At 37.8% G+C, this 17,613-nt stretch carries 9 protein-coding genes and 2 tRNA genes; 10 read left to right on the forward strand and 1 reads right to left on the reverse strand.

Translation table 11 applies throughout. The features are described 5' to 3' along the window. Positions 1 to 32: 32 nt before the first annotated feature. The 5 genes from hslO (at position 33) to lysS (ending at position 5,974) form a co-directional block, all read left to right on the forward strand. On the forward strand, positions 33 to 908 hold the full coding sequence (gene hslO, locus AAA915_RS05150; RefSeq protein ID WP_294603944.1) for an Hsp33 family molecular chaperone HslO: 876 nt from the start codon (positions 33 to 35) through the stop codon (positions 906 to 908). Between the two features lie 69 nt (positions 909 to 977). Then, a complete protein-coding gene (locus tag AAA915_RS05155; protein WP_338200835.1) occupies positions 978 to 2,552 on the forward strand; it encodes an ATP-binding cassette domain-containing protein in 1,575 nt (524 codons plus the stop codon). A gap of 111 nt (positions 2,553 to 2,663) precedes the next feature. Further along, a complete protein-coding gene (locus AAA915_RS05160; RefSeq protein WP_338200833.1) occupies positions 2,664 to 3,284 on the forward strand; it encodes a histidine phosphatase family protein in 621 nt (206 codons plus the stop codon). A 111-nt stretch (positions 3,285 to 3,395) separates the two neighbouring features. After that, positions 3,396 to 4,415, forward strand: coding sequence for a tRNA dihydrouridine synthase DusB (gene dusB / locus AAA915_RS05165; RefSeq protein WP_338200831.1), 1,020 nt, complete (start codon positions 3,396 to 3,398; stop codon positions 4,413 to 4,415). A 17-nt stretch (positions 4,416 to 4,432) separates the two neighbouring features. Next, a complete protein-coding gene (gene lysS / locus AAA915_RS05170) occupies positions 4,433 to 5,974 on the forward strand; it encodes a lysine--tRNA ligase (protein ID WP_338207478.1) in 1,542 nt (513 codons plus the stop codon). 68 nt (positions 5,975 to 6,042) lie between these two features. On the opposite strand, the gene AAA915_RS05175 is transcribed toward lysS, so the two are convergent. After that, a complete protein-coding gene (locus AAA915_RS05175; RefSeq protein ID WP_338200827.1) occupies positions 6,043 to 6,861 on the reverse strand; it encodes a DUF2785 domain-containing protein in 819 nt (272 codons plus the stop codon). Positions 6,862 to 7,055: 194 nt separating this feature from the next. Here AAA915_RS05175 and AAA915_RS05180 point away from each other — a divergent pair. From AAA915_RS05180 to rpoC, 5 genes are all read left to right on the forward strand, one after another. Then, a tRNA-Gly gene (locus AAA915_RS05180) sits at positions 7,056 to 7,127 on the forward strand. A gap of 43 nt (positions 7,128 to 7,170) precedes the next feature. After that, positions 7,171 to 7,244: transfer RNA gene (locus tag AAA915_RS05185), tRNA-Pro, on the forward strand. A gap of 285 nt (positions 7,245 to 7,529) precedes the next feature. After that, positions 7,530 to 10,025: an ATP-dependent Clp protease ATP-binding subunit gene (locus AAA915_RS05190; RefSeq protein ID WP_338200937.1), complete on the forward strand. Its 2,496-nt coding sequence runs from the start codon at positions 7,530 to 7,532 to the stop codon at positions 10,023 to 10,025. 210 nt (positions 10,026 to 10,235) lie between these two features. Continuing rightward, positions 10,236 to 13,874, forward strand: coding sequence for a DNA-directed RNA polymerase subunit beta (rpoB, locus tag AAA915_RS05195; RefSeq protein WP_338200825.1), 3,639 nt, complete (start codon positions 10,236 to 10,238; stop codon positions 13,872 to 13,874). 16 nt (positions 13,875 to 13,890) lie between these two features. Continuing rightward, complete coding sequence (gene rpoC, locus AAA915_RS05200) at positions 13,891 to 17,550, forward strand: DNA-directed RNA polymerase subunit beta' (protein WP_338200823.1); 3,660 nt, start codon at positions 13,891 to 13,893, stop codon at positions 17,548 to 17,550. Positions 17,551 to 17,613: the final 63 nt, after the last annotated feature.

Genomic DNA, 17,613 nt, shown 5'->3' on the forward strand with positions numbered 1-17,613 from the left:
TACTTTAGGCTCTATTTTTTTAGGAGAATAAAATGAGTGATTATTTAATTAAAGCAATTGATAAGACTAAAAATTTACGCTTATTAACGATTACTGCCAAGGATTTGGTTCAAGAAGCACAAACTCGGCACGATACATGGTCAGCTTCTTCGGCAGTTCTTGGACGTACTTTGCTTGCCGGGGTTTTACTGGCAGGAGCAGAGCTCACAGATAAGGAAGAGTTGACTATCAGACTTTTAGGCAATGGTCCAGTAGGTCCAACAATAGTTACAGCCAAATCAGATTTAACTGTTAAAGGTTATGTTAAAAATCCCCATATTGCTTTACCACCAAAAGAAAATGGCCATATTGATGTTAAAAAAGCTGTCGGTGAAGGATGGCTTGAAGTTACCAAAGATTTGGGATTAAAAGAGCCCTATACAGGTCAAGTACCTATTGTTTCTGGTGAGATTGCAGAAGATATTGCTTATTATTTAACCAAATCAGAGCAGATTCCTTCGGCTGTTGGCTTGTCAGTTTTTGTTAATCCCAACAATACTATAGGTGAAGCAAGTGGATTTATGCTGCAAGCATTGCCGGGTGCTTCAGACAGTTTAATAACTAAGACTATTGAACGCATCAATAATTTGCCAACACTTTCTAGTGCTTTTTTAGCTGGTTTGACTCCTGAAAAATTGGCAGCTATGATTCTAGGAGATGACTGTAAGATTTTAGAAAAAGATGAAGTTGCCTTCAAGTGTGATTGTTCTAAGGAAAAGTATGGTAAGATTTTAGCAACAATGAAGAAAAGTCAGCTTGAAACCATGATTAATGAGGATCACGGAGCAGAATTGACCTGTAGTTTTTGTGGTAATAAATACCACTATACAGAAGATGAATTAAAAACAATTTTGACTAAAATTAATTAATAAGTTATTGTCATATAAGTGATAAGTATGTTTTATTCATTTTAGTTAAAATTTTGAAAAGGAAAGAAAATGGTTGGGAAATATTTACGACAGGTAGTTGATAGAATAGGAATATTAAAAATAGTATTTTTTGGTGTATTTCTTTTTGTTGCCTATGCCGTGTATTTTGCACAACCATATTTAATTACTGCATTATTTCAAGCCCATTTAAGTACAAATTTTCAAATATTGTTAGTCCTTGCTCTTGCAGTCTCATTGATGATGATGCCGTTAATAAACAGTTGTAATAATTCATTTATTCAGGCTGTAAGAAAATTTTCTAAACAAATTTTATGGGAGTCAATTGTTAATAAGCCTTTTAGCTACTTTTCTGATAAACCAGTGGGAAAGGTTCAAAGCTACATTAAAGATGTTTCATTTGCATGTCGAGAGTTGGAGCAATCCGGCCTAGAAATAGTAGTGCAAATGTCTGTCATGCTTATTATGTATACAATAATGTTAAGTCTACAAAATATCTTTGTTGGTATTTTGTATTTATTATTCTTTATTAGTTATATGTTGATTTCGGTGTGGATGGCCAGACGAAATAGGGATAATGTAGCTGCATCGCTTAAAAGTGCTTCTAAAGTCAACGAATATATCATTGATTATTACAGTAACATTGAAACGATTTTATCAACTAATTCTAAAGACTTTGAAGAACAGAATATGGATAAAATATTGAATGATGAACAAAAGACTTTTATCAAAGTTCAAAGAATTACTAACGAGGCCTCTCTGTTCCAGCAATTTTTAATTGTGATTTTGGCTTGCATTATTACGGTTTTAGGGCAATTTTTAATTGGCACTAAAGAAAATCAAGCACTCTCTTTGATCCTGATTCTGCTATATTCTATTGTTAATTTGTCTGGCTTTGGCACCCAGTATTTAGCGATTGAAGAATTTTTAAACAGAATTCGTTCTGGTTTGTCGGAATTAAAATACGGGGAAAAGTCAATTGAGCATACATCACCTTTTCAATTTGATCCTAATAAAAAGGCTATTACCTTTGAGAAGATCAGTTATTCATATAAAAATAAACAAGATGTATTTAAAAATCTTAATTTAAAGTTTAAAAAAAGTAGAACGACCGCACTTGCAGGACCTAACGGCACTGGTAAAAGTACAATTCTTAAACTGTTAACTGGTTTTTATAAGCCACAAGCTGGTCAAATTATTTTGCCTTTTGCCAGTAAGCCACGTCTTATGTATTTGCCGCAAAACGCACAATTGTTTAACCGCTCAATATTGGATAACATTTGTTACCCTGATAATAAAGTCTCACCTGATAAATTGCTAAAACTAATTACTGAAATCAATTTAAACACTTTGATTCATTCAACAAAGGACTTAACAAGTAAAACACCGGGGGACTTTAAAAATAAAATATCTGGTGGTGAGAAACAAAAAATTTTGTTTCTAAGAGCACTTGTTGCAAAACCTCAGATTTTATTACTGGATGAATTTACCAGTAACTTAGACGAGAATACAATTACTATTGTTTACGATATGATTAAAAAATATTTGCCAGGGACCACTATTATTAGTGTTGTTCATCGCTTTGAAGAACTGCATTATTATGATGAAGTGGTGCGACTAGAATAGAATTAATACTAAAATTATGCCCGTTTTTTTTCTTTTATAGAGATTAAAAGTGCGGTTAGTATCAACTTTGCTATAATGAAAGAGTTGAATTAAAAGTAAAGGAGAAAATAAATGCTAAACGTATATATAGTTCGTCACGGCCAAACGGATACTAATAAAACTTTTGGTATAAATGGTTCAGGAACTAACTTACCATTAAATGAAACAGGCAGACAACAAGCCGAAAATTTACGCGACAGTTTTGACATTAATAAGATTGATTATGTTTATTCCAGTCCTTTAAAAAGAGCGCGAGAAACAGCAGAAATTTTAAACCAGGGTAAACATGAGATTATTATAGATGACCGTTTAACCGAAATGAATTACGGCAACTGGGATGGTAAAGATGTTCACGAAATAATTGAAAAGTATCCTCAAGTATTTGATGAACTTGGCTATTTCAAAGAGAACTACAGTGATTATTGCACAGGTGAAACCTACCAACATTTGGCAGACAGACTAATGGATTTCTGGCATGATCTAATTAATAATCATGAAAATGAGTCGGTTTTATTAGTATTTCATGGCACTGCTTCTCGTTCTTTGGTCCAGAATGTTTTGCAGATACCTAGAATTGCTTTAGTTGGCGAGATTCAAAATGCTGGTGTAATCAATATTTCTGTTGATGATCAAAGTAAAAAGGCATTTTTACGTTATTACAATAGGATTGCACCTGGTAAATTTTTTGATTAAAAAAGTGCATTATATTAGTAAGCTTTAACTTTTTATTACGAAAAGTACGATGAATTTTGCTTATATGAGCCTTTTTGTTAAGATATTAAAGTGTTTTGAAAGGGTGATTTAGTGGATAATAGTTGGAAAATTCGTGATATTACTATTCCTAACCGTGTTGTAGTGGCTCCGATGGCAGGAGTGTCAAATTCCGCCTTTAGAATGATTTGTAAGGAATTCGGGGCAGGCTTAGTTGTTTGTGAAATGATTTCAGATCATGGCATTATATATCGTAACAAAAAAACTATGTCTATGATGAAGGTTGACCCGCGTGAGCACCCCATGAGTATTCAAATTTTTGGTGGTACTGAAGATACTTTACTTGAAGCAGCACAATATATTGACCAACATACTGCTGCAGACATTATAGATATTAATATGGGTTGTCCGGTTCCTAAAGTAACCAGAACAGATGCGGGCTCCAAATGGCTGCTTGATTCTAATAAAATTTACCAGATGGTTCACAAAGTTGTCCAAAATGTGGAAAAACCGGTTTCTGTTAAAATGCGTATTGGTTGGGATCGTAAACACATTTTTGCAGTTGAAAACGCGCTAGCAGCGCAGGAAGCGGGTGCCAGCATGATTGCAATGCATGGTAGGACTCGTAAACAAATGTATATGGGTGAAGCGGACTGGAAAACGTTGCACGATGTAGCACAAGTGCTTGATATTCCTTTTGTGGCCAACGGTGATATCACAACTCCGGAATTAGCTAAAAAAGCTTTGGACGAGATCGGATCAACTGCAGTTATGATAGGTCGGGCAGCCTTGGGTAATCCCTGGATAGTTAAAAATATGGTGCACTATTTAGAAACCGGTGAGAAACTTAAACCGCAAACGGTGCGTGAAAAGGTTGCTACGGCTAAACATCAACTAAAAGGTTTAGTTGAATTAAAAGGGGAAAAGATTGCAGTTCCTGAATTTCGTCAACAAGCTGCCTACTATTTAAAGGGAGTTCCCCGCTCTGCACGTACTCGTGCTAAAATAAATGATGTTTGGACAGCACAGGAAGTTTATGATTTGCTTGATAATTTCGTTGATGATTATGAAAAAAGGCAAAAACCAAGGACTGTCAGAAGTGAAGTTAATTAATAATGGAGGAAATGTAATTGGCTAAAAATGAAATGAATGACCAATTAATCGTTCGGCGCCAAAAGTTAGATGAATTAAGAGAGAATGGTATCGAACCTTTTGGAATGAGAAAGTTTGATCGGCAAGATTTAGCGCGGTCTTTGAATGAAAAATATTCTCAAGATGATAAAGATGAGCTAAACAAGGAATTGCCTAAGACTAAAATTGCTGGCAGAATGCTGGCAAAAAGAGGAAAGGGTAAGGTCGGCTTTGCGGATCTCTATGATCGGACAGGCAAAATACAGATTTATGTTCGTAAGGACATTGTCGGTGAAGACAATTATAAGATTTTTAAAAAGTCCGATATTGGCGACTTCTTGGGTATTGACGGCGAAGTTATGAAAACTGATACCGGTGAGTTAACGATTCGCGCAACTCATGTTACCTTTTTATCTAAGGCTTTACGTCCATTGCCAGAAAAATATCATGGTTTAAAAGACGTTGAACAAATATATCGTCAACGTTATCTCGATTTAATTACCAATCGCGAAAGTTATGAACGTTTTGTAAATAGAACAAAAATTATTCAAGCTATTCGTGACTATCTGAACAGCAAGGACTTCTTGGAAGTTGAAACTCCTGTTTTGCATAACATTCCAGGTGGTGCAGAAGCACGGCCATTTATCACTCATCATAATGCTTTAGATATTGATTTGTACATGAGAATAGCTTTGGAATTACCTTTAAAGCGTTTGATTGTCGGTGATATGGAAAGAGTGTACGAAATTGGTCGTGTATTTAGAAATGAAGGCCTTGACACACACCATAACCCTGAGTTTACTGAACTTGAGACTTACTGTGCTTACTGGGATTTCCATGATGTCATGGATGAAGCAGAAGGCATCATTCGTGCTGCTGCTAAAGTCGTATCAGATGATGGTAAAGTTACTTACCAGGGCACAAATATTGATTTGGGTAAACCTTTCCGTCGCGTTCATATGGTAGATATGATTAAGGAAAAGACTGGTGTTGATTTCTGGCAAAAGATGAGCGTTGAAGAAGCTGCAAAGATTGCTGAAGACCACGACATCAAGGTTGAAAGTTTCTGGAAAGTTGGTCATATCATTAACGCTTTCTTCGAAAAATATTGCGAGGAAGCAATTGTAGATCCTACATTTGTTTATGGTCACCCAGTTGAAATTTCACCATTGGCTAAGAAAAATGCTGATGATCCTCGGTTTACCGATCGTTTTGAAATTTATATCATGGGTGAAGAATACGGCAATGCCTTTTCCGAATTAAATGATCCTGATGACCAGCGTGAACGTTTTGAAGCGCAAATGGCAGAGCGTGAAGCTGGAAACGATGAAGCTGATATGATTGATGAAGATTATCTGTGTGCTATGGAATATGGTATGCCGCCAACAGGTGGTTTGGGCATCGGAATCGATAGATTGGTGATGCTTTTGACAGATGCACCTGCAATCAGGGATGTGCTTTTATTCCCAACTATGCGTCCTGAGAAGGTTGAAGATATTGATCGGGAAGTTAAGGAAGACCTGAAGAAAAAGAGCAAATAATAATTAAGAAAACATTTTAAAAATGAGCCCTAAAAGAATATTACTTTTAGGGCTCATTTTTATTTTGTTTACAGTTGGTATCCCATTTGTTCGTTATATTCGGAAATCCTTTTAAGTAGATTATCTTTAACAGACTGGTTTGAAAAATAAAAATACCAGTTTTGAAGTAATTTGAGCCAGGAACTTAATCGATACCAGCTGATGCGATCATTTTCTGCGAGCTGCTGATAAATTTTTTCGTTATAGCAGTTAATAAACGAATTAAACTCAGCAGTCGGTATTTTACCGAAATGAACGCCTTCAAAAAAGGCAAAAGCTAACCGTTGCTCCTCATCATCAATAAACGGTCCTTGCATATTTTGAAAGACCGTTTCAATTATGGCAAAAATATCAGTAGTATTATTTGTTGTAAAATCTGGATGACTTAAAGTAGAGCCTAAAAGGTCGCTACCATGAGCAACGCTGTGAGCCCAACCTTTATCTTTAACATAACCGCGGAAATCTTTTTCTTCCTTCAAATAGGAAATACTCCAGTTAAAAAGAGTTTTTCGTTCGGTCGCATTTAAAATCAAATGCTTTTTATCGTCATCTAAAATTAGGGAACCCAGTAATGCACTGAATGTTCTGAGAAAAATTAAATCGTTTTCTGGCTGATCGATGCCCTTAAACAGATTTTTTGAATTGATAAAATTGGTAAAAATTTTTGCTTTCTGCTTTAAAGTAAATGAATTTTCAAAAAAGCCACGAGCAAAGAGTGTATAAATAACGTTATCACGAAGATGTGGGTCAAGGTTTCCGATGTTTTGCAACATATAGTCGATTTGACTATCATTAAAAGTGATTTTACCAGAATCTAAATTAACAAGTTTTTCCAGTTCTTTTTGCAATTCTGTAGCCTCCTTTTTATCTGACAGTGATATGATTTCATATTTGTGTATAACAGAATACTACCTTTTACTAGCAATTATGTTTTATAAACTCTCAAAAGGCAAGCTTTCCCGTTAAAATACTTATTTTACGGATTTATTTTACTAAAAAAGGTTGCAAAATGAGATTGGTTTGCTATAATAATATTTGTCTTGCGGAAGTAGTTCAGTGGTAGAACATCACCTTGCCATGGTGGGGGTCGCGGGTTCGAATCCCGTCTTCCGCTCTAGAAAAAAGACTCACCAAAAGCGGTGAGTTTTTTTAATAAACGGGAAATAGCTCAGCTTGGTAGAGCGCTACGTTCGGGACGTAGAGGTCGCAGGTTCGAATCCTGTTTTCCCGATAATATGCAGTTACATTCTCATGCTGGTAATTTATTTTTACTAGTATGAGATTTTTAGTTTTCTATAGTTATAACAGACCACTTGTATTCTTACACAGGTATTATATTGAAAAAATTATTTCTAATTTAAATAATAAGGGAGGATTGGGTCGCACGAACTGCATCTCTTTGGTATAATAGTTGCAAAGTTTTTTGACATTAATAATTCTGTTGCAAACAGAATATTTTACAAATTGTCAAAAAGGTTTATAGTGTATACACGTCATTTTTAAAGGTGGTGCAATGATGAAAAAATCTTATACAACCAGTGCAAATCAGGTATTAGAAATTGCACGTGAACAAGCACAGAATTTTCATCATCGTTTAATTGGTACTGAACATGTACTGCTTGCGATGGTAATTGAATCTGATGGTGAAGCCGGCAAAAATTTGCGGGCTTGGGGTGCAACACCGAAAGCGATTCGTGAAGAAATTGAACGTTATACAGGCTATGGTTCAGCTGGTAAAACCAGTTATATGCAAATGTCACCGCGTCTCAGCATGGTTTTGGCATATGCTGGCACTTTGGCTGAACGAGAAGGTTCTGCCAAAATTAAAACCTGCCATATTTTATTAGGAATGGTGCTCAATGAACAGATATTGGCATCCGTAATTTTGCGTAATTTAAACATTGATCTTGACGGTTTGCGTAATGACATCCTGCACAGTTTAGGTGAAGATGAACAAGATATGGATGAAAATGATCAAGATGATAATAGCTGGTCAAGCTTTAATGGTTCCGAAGAAAGTACTAGTAGAAATTCAAGCACACCAACTCTTGATCAGGTTTCAGTCAACCTCAACGAGAGAGCTGAAAATGGTGAGATCGATCCAGTCATAGGGCGTGACCGTGAAGTAGCACGAGTGGTTGAAATTTTATCTCGACGTAATAAGAATAATCCTGTGTTAATTGGTGAACCAGGTGTAGGTAAGACGGCAGTGGCAGAAGCTATTGCGAGCGCCATTGTTGCAAAAAAAGTACCACACGATTTATTAAAGAAGCAAGTGGTATCACTTGATTTAGGAGGCCTTGTTGCTGGTACAAAATATCGTGGTGAATTTGAAGACCGGATGAAGAAAATCATCAAGGAAATTACTGAGAATGGCAATATTATTCTCTTTGTTGATGAAATGCACACTCTCATTGGAGCTGGTGGCGCTGAAGGCTCAATTGATGCTGCGAACATTTTAAAGCCATCTTTAGCTCGAGGCGATATCCAAATGATTGGAGCAACAACTTTTGATGAGTATCAAAAGTATGTCGAAAAAGACCAGGCTTTAGCTCGTCGTTTCCAAATCGTGAGGTTAAATGAACCTTCTCGTGATGAAACTTTGGCAATTTTGAATGGCTTAAAACCCAAATACGAAAAATTTCATCATGTAAAAATATCTAACTCTGCTTTAGAAAATGCAATTGATCTTTCTAGCCGCTATATTTCTGACCGTTATTTACCAGATAAGGCAATTGATTTAATTGATGAGGCAAGTGCTGCAGTTAAAATTAAGTCAGGTAAGGGTTCTAACAATCAGTTATTACAACTTAATGATCAAATTGAGAAGATCATTGGCGAAAAGAATCATGCTGCAGTTAACCAAAATTTTGCCAAAGCTGCTCAATTGCAGGAAAGACAAAATAGTCTGCAAAGAAGACAAGATGAATTAACAACAAAGCTTGATGAATCAACTAGTAAAAGTGCTATAGTTCAGTCTGAAGACGTTGCTAAGGTAGTTTCTAATTGGACCGGTGTTCCTGTTACCCAAATGAATCGGGATGAAACTAAGCAACTAGCCAATTTAGAAAAGGACTTACATAAGCGCATCATTGGTCAGGACAAAGCAGTTTCTGCTGTCAGTAGGGCGGTAAGGCGTAGCCGCAGCGGTATTAAAGATGAAAATCGGCCAATTGGCTCATTCTTATTCTTAGGTCCGACTGGAGTCGGTAAAACTGAGTTGGCAAAAGCAATTGCTGCAGCAATTTTTGGCTCTGAGAACAATCTGATTAGAATTGATATGTCTGAATACATGGATCAAATAGCCAATAGTAAATTGATTGGTTCTGCTCCAGGCTATGTTGGCTATGATGAGGGTGGCCAGCTAACTGAACAGGTTCGCCGTCATCCTTATTCAGTAGTATTATTGGATGAAGTTGAAAAAGCTCACCCTGATGTATTCAACTTGTTGCTGCAGGTTCTGGAAGATGGCTTTTTAACCGATTCCAAGGGCCGTAAAGTAGACTTTAAAAATACTATTGTTATTATGACTTCCAATTTAGGTTCCCGTTCATTGTTTGAAACGCAGGCTTTAGGATTTAATGCTGATAACACTAGTCAAACCAAGCTGCGTCAAGATCGCGTTCGTCAAGCACTTAAAGAGTTCTTCAGACCTGAATTCTTAAACAGGATTGATGAAACTATTATTTTTGATGAGCTTAATCAAAAGCAATTACGTCAAATTGTTACGCTTTTAACTCGTAAATTGATTGACCGCTTGCATAAACAAGGGGTTCAACTGAAAATTTCCACTGCTGCTTTAGATAAAATTGCAAAAGATGGTTATAATCCTGAAATGGGGGCAAGACCACTGCGCCGCGCAATTCAGAAGGATATTGAAGATAAGATTGCTTCAATGCTGATTAAAGGTGACCTCAAGAATGGTGACATTCTTAAAGTAGGGTGCAGTCACAATCACTTAAAATTTGATGTTTTAAAACCAAAAGATAATAATTTAGTCGGCGCAAAGTGAATTAATTGACACACCAATTTTATTTTGTTATAGTAATGCGTGATTAAAAAGCTGATTTTCAGGATTTTGCTGATCTATTGTCCAGCAAAATAATAACAGACAAAAACGACAGAAGTTGTTTTTGTCTTTTTTATGCATAAAATTCCGGCTTTTTGAAATTGTAATCAAAATGTAATATTAGCTTTCTCTGACAGAAAGGGTGTTTTCTCCTTGTTAAACGGACACGTAGTGAATTTTGGCAAACATCGGACAAGGCGCAGTTTTTCCCGCATTAAAGAAGTGCTGGATCTGCCTAACTTGACAGATGTGCAAACCGAATCATACCAATGGTTTTTGGATGAGGGTATTAAAGACGTTTTTGATGATATTATGCCAATTAGTGACTTTTCAGGTAAGCTTTCCCTGGAATATTTAGGCTATAAACTGCAAAAACCAAAATATACCGTTGATGAAGCACGTGATCATGATGCAACTTATGCTGCACCAATGCACGTTACTTTAAAACTAACTAATCAAAAAACCGGTGAAATTAAAACTCAAGATGTTTTCTTTGGCGATCTACCATTAATGACTGAATCTGGCTCATTTATTATTAATGGTGCTGAAAGGGTCATCGTTTCTCAATTAGTTAGATCACCAAGTGTTTATTATTCTGGTGATTATGACAAGAATGGTCGGCAAATCTTTGGTACTACTGTGATACCAAACCGTGGTGCCTGGCTTGAGTATGAAACTGATGCTAAGAATGTTTCCTATGTTCGTGTTGATCGTACTCGTAAATTGCCACTAACTGTTTTAATCAGGGCACTGGGAATTAGTTCAGATGACGAAATTTTAGACGTTTTCGGTCAGAGTGATACGCTGCAGTTCACTTTGGATAAAGATGTGCATAAGAATCCGGCTGATTCTCGTGTAGCTGAAGCGTTAAAAGATATTTATGAACGTCTGCGCCCTGGTGAGCCAAAGACCACTGATTCTTCACGTTCACTTCTTTATGCACGTTTCTTTGACCCAAGACGCTATGATTTAGCGCCTGTTGGTCGTTATAAAGTTAACAAGAAATTATCATTAAAGAGCCGCTTATATGGTCAGACTTTAGCAGAAACTTTGGCAGATCCGGATACAGGCGAGATTATTGCTAAAAAGGGTACAGTTGTGACCCATGAAGTAATGGATACTCTGGAAAAGTATCTTGATCGCGATGACTTTAAGATGGTTACTTATCAACCATCTAAAGAGGGCGTTTTACCTGATCCAATTAATGTCCAGGAGATAAAAGTTTACTCCAAGGTAAATCCTGAACGTGTTGTTAAATTGATTTCTAATGGTCATATTGACAAAAAAGTTAAGTATTTAACTCCAGCTGATGTGGTTGCTTCCATTAATTATTTCTTCTTACTACAAGATGAAATTGGCAATACTGATGATATTGATCACTTAGGTAACCGTCGTATTCGTCGTGTTGGTGAATTGTTGCAAAACCAGTTTAGAATTGGTTTAGCAAGGATGGAACGTGTTGTTAGAGAAAGAATGTCAATTCAAGACCCTTCAACTGTTACACCGCAGCAATTAATTAATATCAGACCAATTGTGGCAAGCATTAAAGAGTTCTTTGGCTCATCACAATTGTCACAGTTTATGGACCAGCATAACCCGCTTGGTGAATTAACCCATAAGCGTCGTATGTCTGCTTTGGGGCCTGGTGGTTTAACGCGTGATCGTGCTGGATACGAGGTGCGGGATGTTCACTATACACAATACGGTCGTTTGTGCCCAATTGAGACTCCTGAAGGTCCTAACATTGGTTTGATCAACTCTCTTGCTACATACGCAGTCATTAATAAATATGGCTTTATCGAAACGCCATATCGTCGGGTTTCCTGGACCACACACAAGGTAACTAATAAAATTGATTACCTCACTGCTGACGTTGAAGATAACTACATTATCGCTGGTGCCAATACTCCACTTAATCCGGATGGTTCATTTAAAGATGATCTTGTTTTAGCACGTCATAAGGAAGATAACGTCGAAGTTAGTCCAGATAAAATTGACTACATGGATGTTATTCCTAAACAAGTTGTTTCTGTTGCTTCAGCATGTATTCCGTTTTTGGAAAATGATGACTCTAATCGTGCATTAATGGGCGCAAACCAGCAAAGACAAGCTGCACCTTTAATTAATCCTCATAGTTGCCTTGTTGGTACAGGGATGGAATATCGTGCGGCACATGATTCCGGTGCTGCTGTTTTGGCTAAAGCCGATGGTACAGTTGAATATGTCGATGCCAACACTATTAGAGTAAGACGTGATGACAGTACACTTGATAAATACACTCTGGAAAAATATCGTCGTTCAAACAATTCGAAATCATACAATCAGACTCCTAACGTTAAATTAGGCGACAAAGTTGTAAAAGGTGAAGTAATTGCCAATGGACCAACAATGGATCATGGCGAATTGGCTTTGGGTCAAAATCCAGTTATCGCTTTTATGACTTGGAACATGTATAACTACGAAGATGCCATCATGCTTTCAGAGCGTTTGGTAAAAGATGATGTTTATACTTCAATCAGTATAGAAGATTATGAATCAGAAGCTCGTGACACTAAACTTGGCCCTGAAGAGATTACACGTGAGTTGCCTAACGTTGGTGAGGATGCACTTAAAGATCTCGATGGTCAAGGTATTGTCCGTGTAGGTGCTGAAGTTCATGACGGAGACATTTTGGTAGGAAAAGTTACACCTAAGGGTGTTACTGAACTATCGGCTGAAGAAAGACTGCTGCATGCCATTTTTGGTGAAAAAGCTCGTGAAGTACGTGATACCTCATTACGTGTTCCTCACGGTGGTGGCGGTATTGTCCGTGATGTTAAAGTTTATACCAGAGAAAATGGTGATGAACTATCTCCTGGTGTCAATACTTTAGTCCGTGTTTATATTGCGCAAAAGAGAAAGATTCAAGTCGGCGATAAAATGTCTGGTCGTCATGGTAACAAAGGTACTGTTGCCGCAGTTGTACCAGAAGAAGATATGCCATATTTACCAGATGGTACTCCAGTTGATATTTGCTTGAACCCAATGGGTGTTCCTTCACGTATGAATATTGGTCAGCTTTTGGAATTACACCTTGGCCGTGCTGCAGATAACTTGGGTATTCATGTTGCTACACCAGTATTTGATGGAGCAAATGAAGATGATGTTTGGGATACTGTTCATAAGGCCGGTATTGATAAAGATGGTAAAACTGTTCTTTATGATGGCCGTACTGGTGAGCCTTTCCACAACAGAGTTTCTGTTGGTATCATGCACTATCTGAAATTGACCCACATGGTTGATGACAAGATTCATGCACGTTCAATTGGGCCTTACTCATTAGTAACGCAACAACCTCTTGGTGGTAAAGCACAGTTTGGTGGTCAGCGTTTTGGTGAAATGGAAGTTTGGGCACTGGAAGCATACGGTGCAGCATATACTTTGCAGGAAATTTTGACTTATAAATCAGATGATGTTGTTGGTCGTGTCAAAGCTTATGAAGCTATTGTTAAGGGTGAAAGAATTCCAAAACCAGGTGTTCCTGAATCATTCCGTGTTCTAGTTAAAGAATTGCAATCATTAGGATTGGATATTCGCGTTCTTGACATGAATCATAAAGAAATCGAATTGCGTGATATGGATGATGATTCAAATGAACATTTGAACATTGATACTCTTTCAAAGATGGCTGAAGAGCAACAAAAGAAGAAGTTGGCCGCAGAAACTGCAGATTCTGAAGATAATGAAGAAGCTGCAGAGGAATTGGATACCCCTGTAGATCAGTCTGACGATGATAATAAGATTTCTCAATAAGTAGGAGGTTAAACTTTTGATCGACGTAAATAAATTTGAAAGCATGCAAATTGGCCTTGCATCTCCGAATAAAATTCGCAGCTGGTCATACGGTGAAGTTAAAAAGCCGGAAACTATTAATTACCGTACTTTAAAGCCGGAAAAGGATGGTTTGTTTGATGAACGAATTTTCGGACCGACTAAGGACTGGTCATGTGCATGTGGTAAATATAAAGGTGTGAGATACCGCGGGATCGTCTGTGACCGCTGTGGTGTTGAAGTTACCTCCTCTAAAGTTAGAAGAGAACGGATGGGTCATATTGAATTGGCCGCACCAGTTACTCATATTTGGTATTTTAAAGGCATTCCATCAAGAATGGGACTCATTTTGGATATTTCTCCGAGACTCCTTGAAGAAGTTATCTATTTTGCGGCGTACATTGTAATTGATCCTGGTGATACCGATCTTGAATTTAAACAACTTTTAACAGAGGCAGAATACCGGGAACAGAAAGAAAAATATGGTAATCGCTTTACGGCCAAAATGGGTGCCGAAGCAATCCGTGATTTGTTGCGTAAAGTTGATTTAAATAAGGAAGTTACCGATTTAAAGAAAGAATTGGAAACTGCTACTGGTCAAAAACGTACACGTGCTATCAGAAGACTTGATATTCTGGATGCGTTTAAAGATTCTGGTAATAAACCAGAGTGGATGGTTATAGACGCTGTTCCAGTTATACCACCAGATTTAAGGCCAATGGTCCAGCTTGAAGGTGGACGTTTTGCGACTTCTGACCTAAATGATTTATACAGAAGAGTAATTAACCGTAACAATCGGTTAAAGAGACTGTTAGATCTAAATGCACCTAATATTATTGTGCAAAACGAAAAACGGATGCTGCAAGAAGCGGTAGATGCTTTAATTGATAACGGCCGTCGTGGTCGTTCTGTAGTAGGACCAGGTAACCGTCCACTGAAGTCTTTATCGCATATGCTTAAAGGTAAGCAGGGACGTTTTCGTCAGAACTTGCTTGGTAAGCGTGTTGACTATTCTGGTCGTTCCGTTATCGATGTTTCACCAAAATTGAAGTTTTATCAATGTGGTGTTCCGCGTCCGATGGCTTTGGAATTGTTTAAACCGTTTGTCATGCATGAGCTTGTTAAACGTAAGATTGCAACAAATATCAAGAGCGCTAAGCGGAAAATTGATCGTGAAGACGATGATGTCTGGGATGTACTTGAGGATGTTATTAAGGAAAGAACGGTATTGCTAAACCGTGCTCCTACTTTACACCGTTTAAGTATTCAAGCCTTCGAGCCTGTTTTGGTACCTGGAAAGTCAATTCGTCTGCACCCACTTGCTTGTGAGGCTTACAACGCTGATTTTGATGGTGACCAGATGGCGATTCACGTGCCTCTGTCAGATGAGGCTGTTGCTGAATCAAGAATGTTAATGCTGGCTGCTCATCATATTCTTGCTCCTAAGGATGGTAAACCAATTGTTACTCCATCACAGGATATAGTTTTGGGTAACTACTGGTTGACTCAGGCTGAAAAGGGTCGTGAAGGTGAAGGAATGATTTTCAATTCACCTGATGAAGCGACAGTTGCTTACACCAACGGAGACATTCATTATCACACTATTATCGGTATGTCTGCTGATTCAATGCCGAAGAAAGCATGGCCTAAAGGTTATGAACATGGCATTTTTGTTACTACATACGGCAGAATCATTTTTAATCAAATTTTCCCAGAAGACTATTTCTACGTTAACGAACCAACTGAAGAAAACTTGAATAATCCTCTTGCTGCCAAGTACTTCTTGGAGCCTGGCGAAGATATTCATGAGAAAATTGATAGCGTGGCAAATGACTTGATTTCTACTCCATTTAAGAAGTCCTTCTTGTCTGATTCTATTGCTACAATTTACAAGTATTACAAAGTTCAAAGAACTTCAGAATATCTTGATGATTTGAAGACTTTAGGCTATACCAGTTCGACCACTTCTGGTATTACAATTGGTATGACCGATGTTCCGGAAATTCAGGATAAAGATGAAAAAGTTGCCAAAGCCCACAAACAAGTTGATGTAGTGTCTAAGCAGTTTAGGCGTGGTTTAATCACCGAACAGGAACGTCACGATCGTGTAATTAGCATTTGGAATGATTGTAAGGATCAAGTTCAAGATGAAATTGCTCAGATCTATGATCCGCGTAATCCTATTACCATCATGGCTGACTCTGGTGCGCGTGGTAATATTTCAAACTTTACTCAACTTGCTGGTATGCGTGGCTTAATGGCTACTCCAAACGGTGGATTGTTCGAAATTCCAGTTACTTCAAACTTTAAGGAAGGCTTGTCAGTTCTAGAACTGTTCATGTCAACTCACGGTGCACGTAAGGGTATGACGGATACTGCTTTAAAGACCGCACAATCTGGTTATTTAACTCGTAGGTTAGTCGATGTTGCTCAAGACGTTATCATCCGTGAAGATGATTGTGGTACCGATCGCGGTATTGACGTTCATGCAATCATGGAAGGTGACGAATTAATTGAGCCGCTTTACGATCGTTTATTAGGACGTTTTACTGCCGAAACGGTTAAAGATCCTAGAACTGGCGCGACAATTATCGGTCGTAACGTCATGATGGATGAAAACTTGGCTCACCAAATTTGCGATGCAGGTGTAACTAACGTAAAGATTAGATCAATCTTAACTTGTGATACGCCACACGGTGTTTGTCGCAAGTGTTATGGTATGAACTTAGCTACAGGTGAAGAAGTTGAAGTTGGTGAAGCAGTTGGTACTGTTGCCGCTCAATCAATTGGTGAACCTGGTACACAGCTAACTTTGCGTACTTTCCACAATGGTGGTGTTGCCGGGGCTGAAGATATTACTCAAGGTCTTCCTCGTGTGCAAGAGTTGTTTGAAGCTCGTAACCCTAAGGGTCGTGCGATAATTTCTGAAGTTGATGGTGTAGTTGATTCAATCCAGGAAAATCCTGCTGAACACACTCGTGAAATCACTGTTAAAGGTAAAATCGATACCAGAAGTTACAGTGTTCCTTATACTGCATCAGTAGCAGTTGCCGAGGGCGATGAAGTTCAACGTGGTGATAAGTTAACTCTTGGTTCAATTGATCCGAAAGAGTTGATTCAAGTTACCGATACTTTAACTACTGAAGAGTACATTCTGGTTGAAGTCCAAAAAGCATATAGAATGCAGGGTGTTGATATTTCTGACAAGCACGTCGAAGTATTAACCAGACAGATGTTACAAAAAGTTCGTGTGCTAGATCCTGGTGAAACCGACTTATTGCCGGGCGAGATTATGGATATTGGTCAATTTAAAGATCGCAACAGATCTGTAATTATTTCTGGTGGTATACCTGCAACTGCCCAAAGTGTAATTCTGGGTATTACCAAAGCTGCCCTTGAAACTAACAGTTTCTTATCAGCTGCTTCATTCCAAGAAACAACTCGTGTCCTAACAGATGCTTCTATTCGCGGCAAGAATGATCCATTACTTGGATTAAAGGAAAATGTTATTATCGGTAAGATCATACCAGCTGGTACTGGTCTTCCAATTTATCGTGATATGGAACCTGAGTCAGATGTAAAAAAGCCTAAATCTGTTTACTCAATCGCAGATATTGAGAAGAAGATGAAGGAAGCCGATCAGGCTAGAGAATCATAAACTCATTTAATCAAAAAACTGTTCCGTTAGAAATTCTTAACGGAGCAGTTTTTTTGTTTGTTC

This window comes from Lactobacillus rizhaonensis, from assembly GCF_036246345.1.
In the GTDB taxonomy this organism is placed as follows: domain Bacteria; phylum Bacillota; class Bacilli; order Lactobacillales; family Lactobacillaceae; genus Lactobacillus; species Lactobacillus rizhaonensis.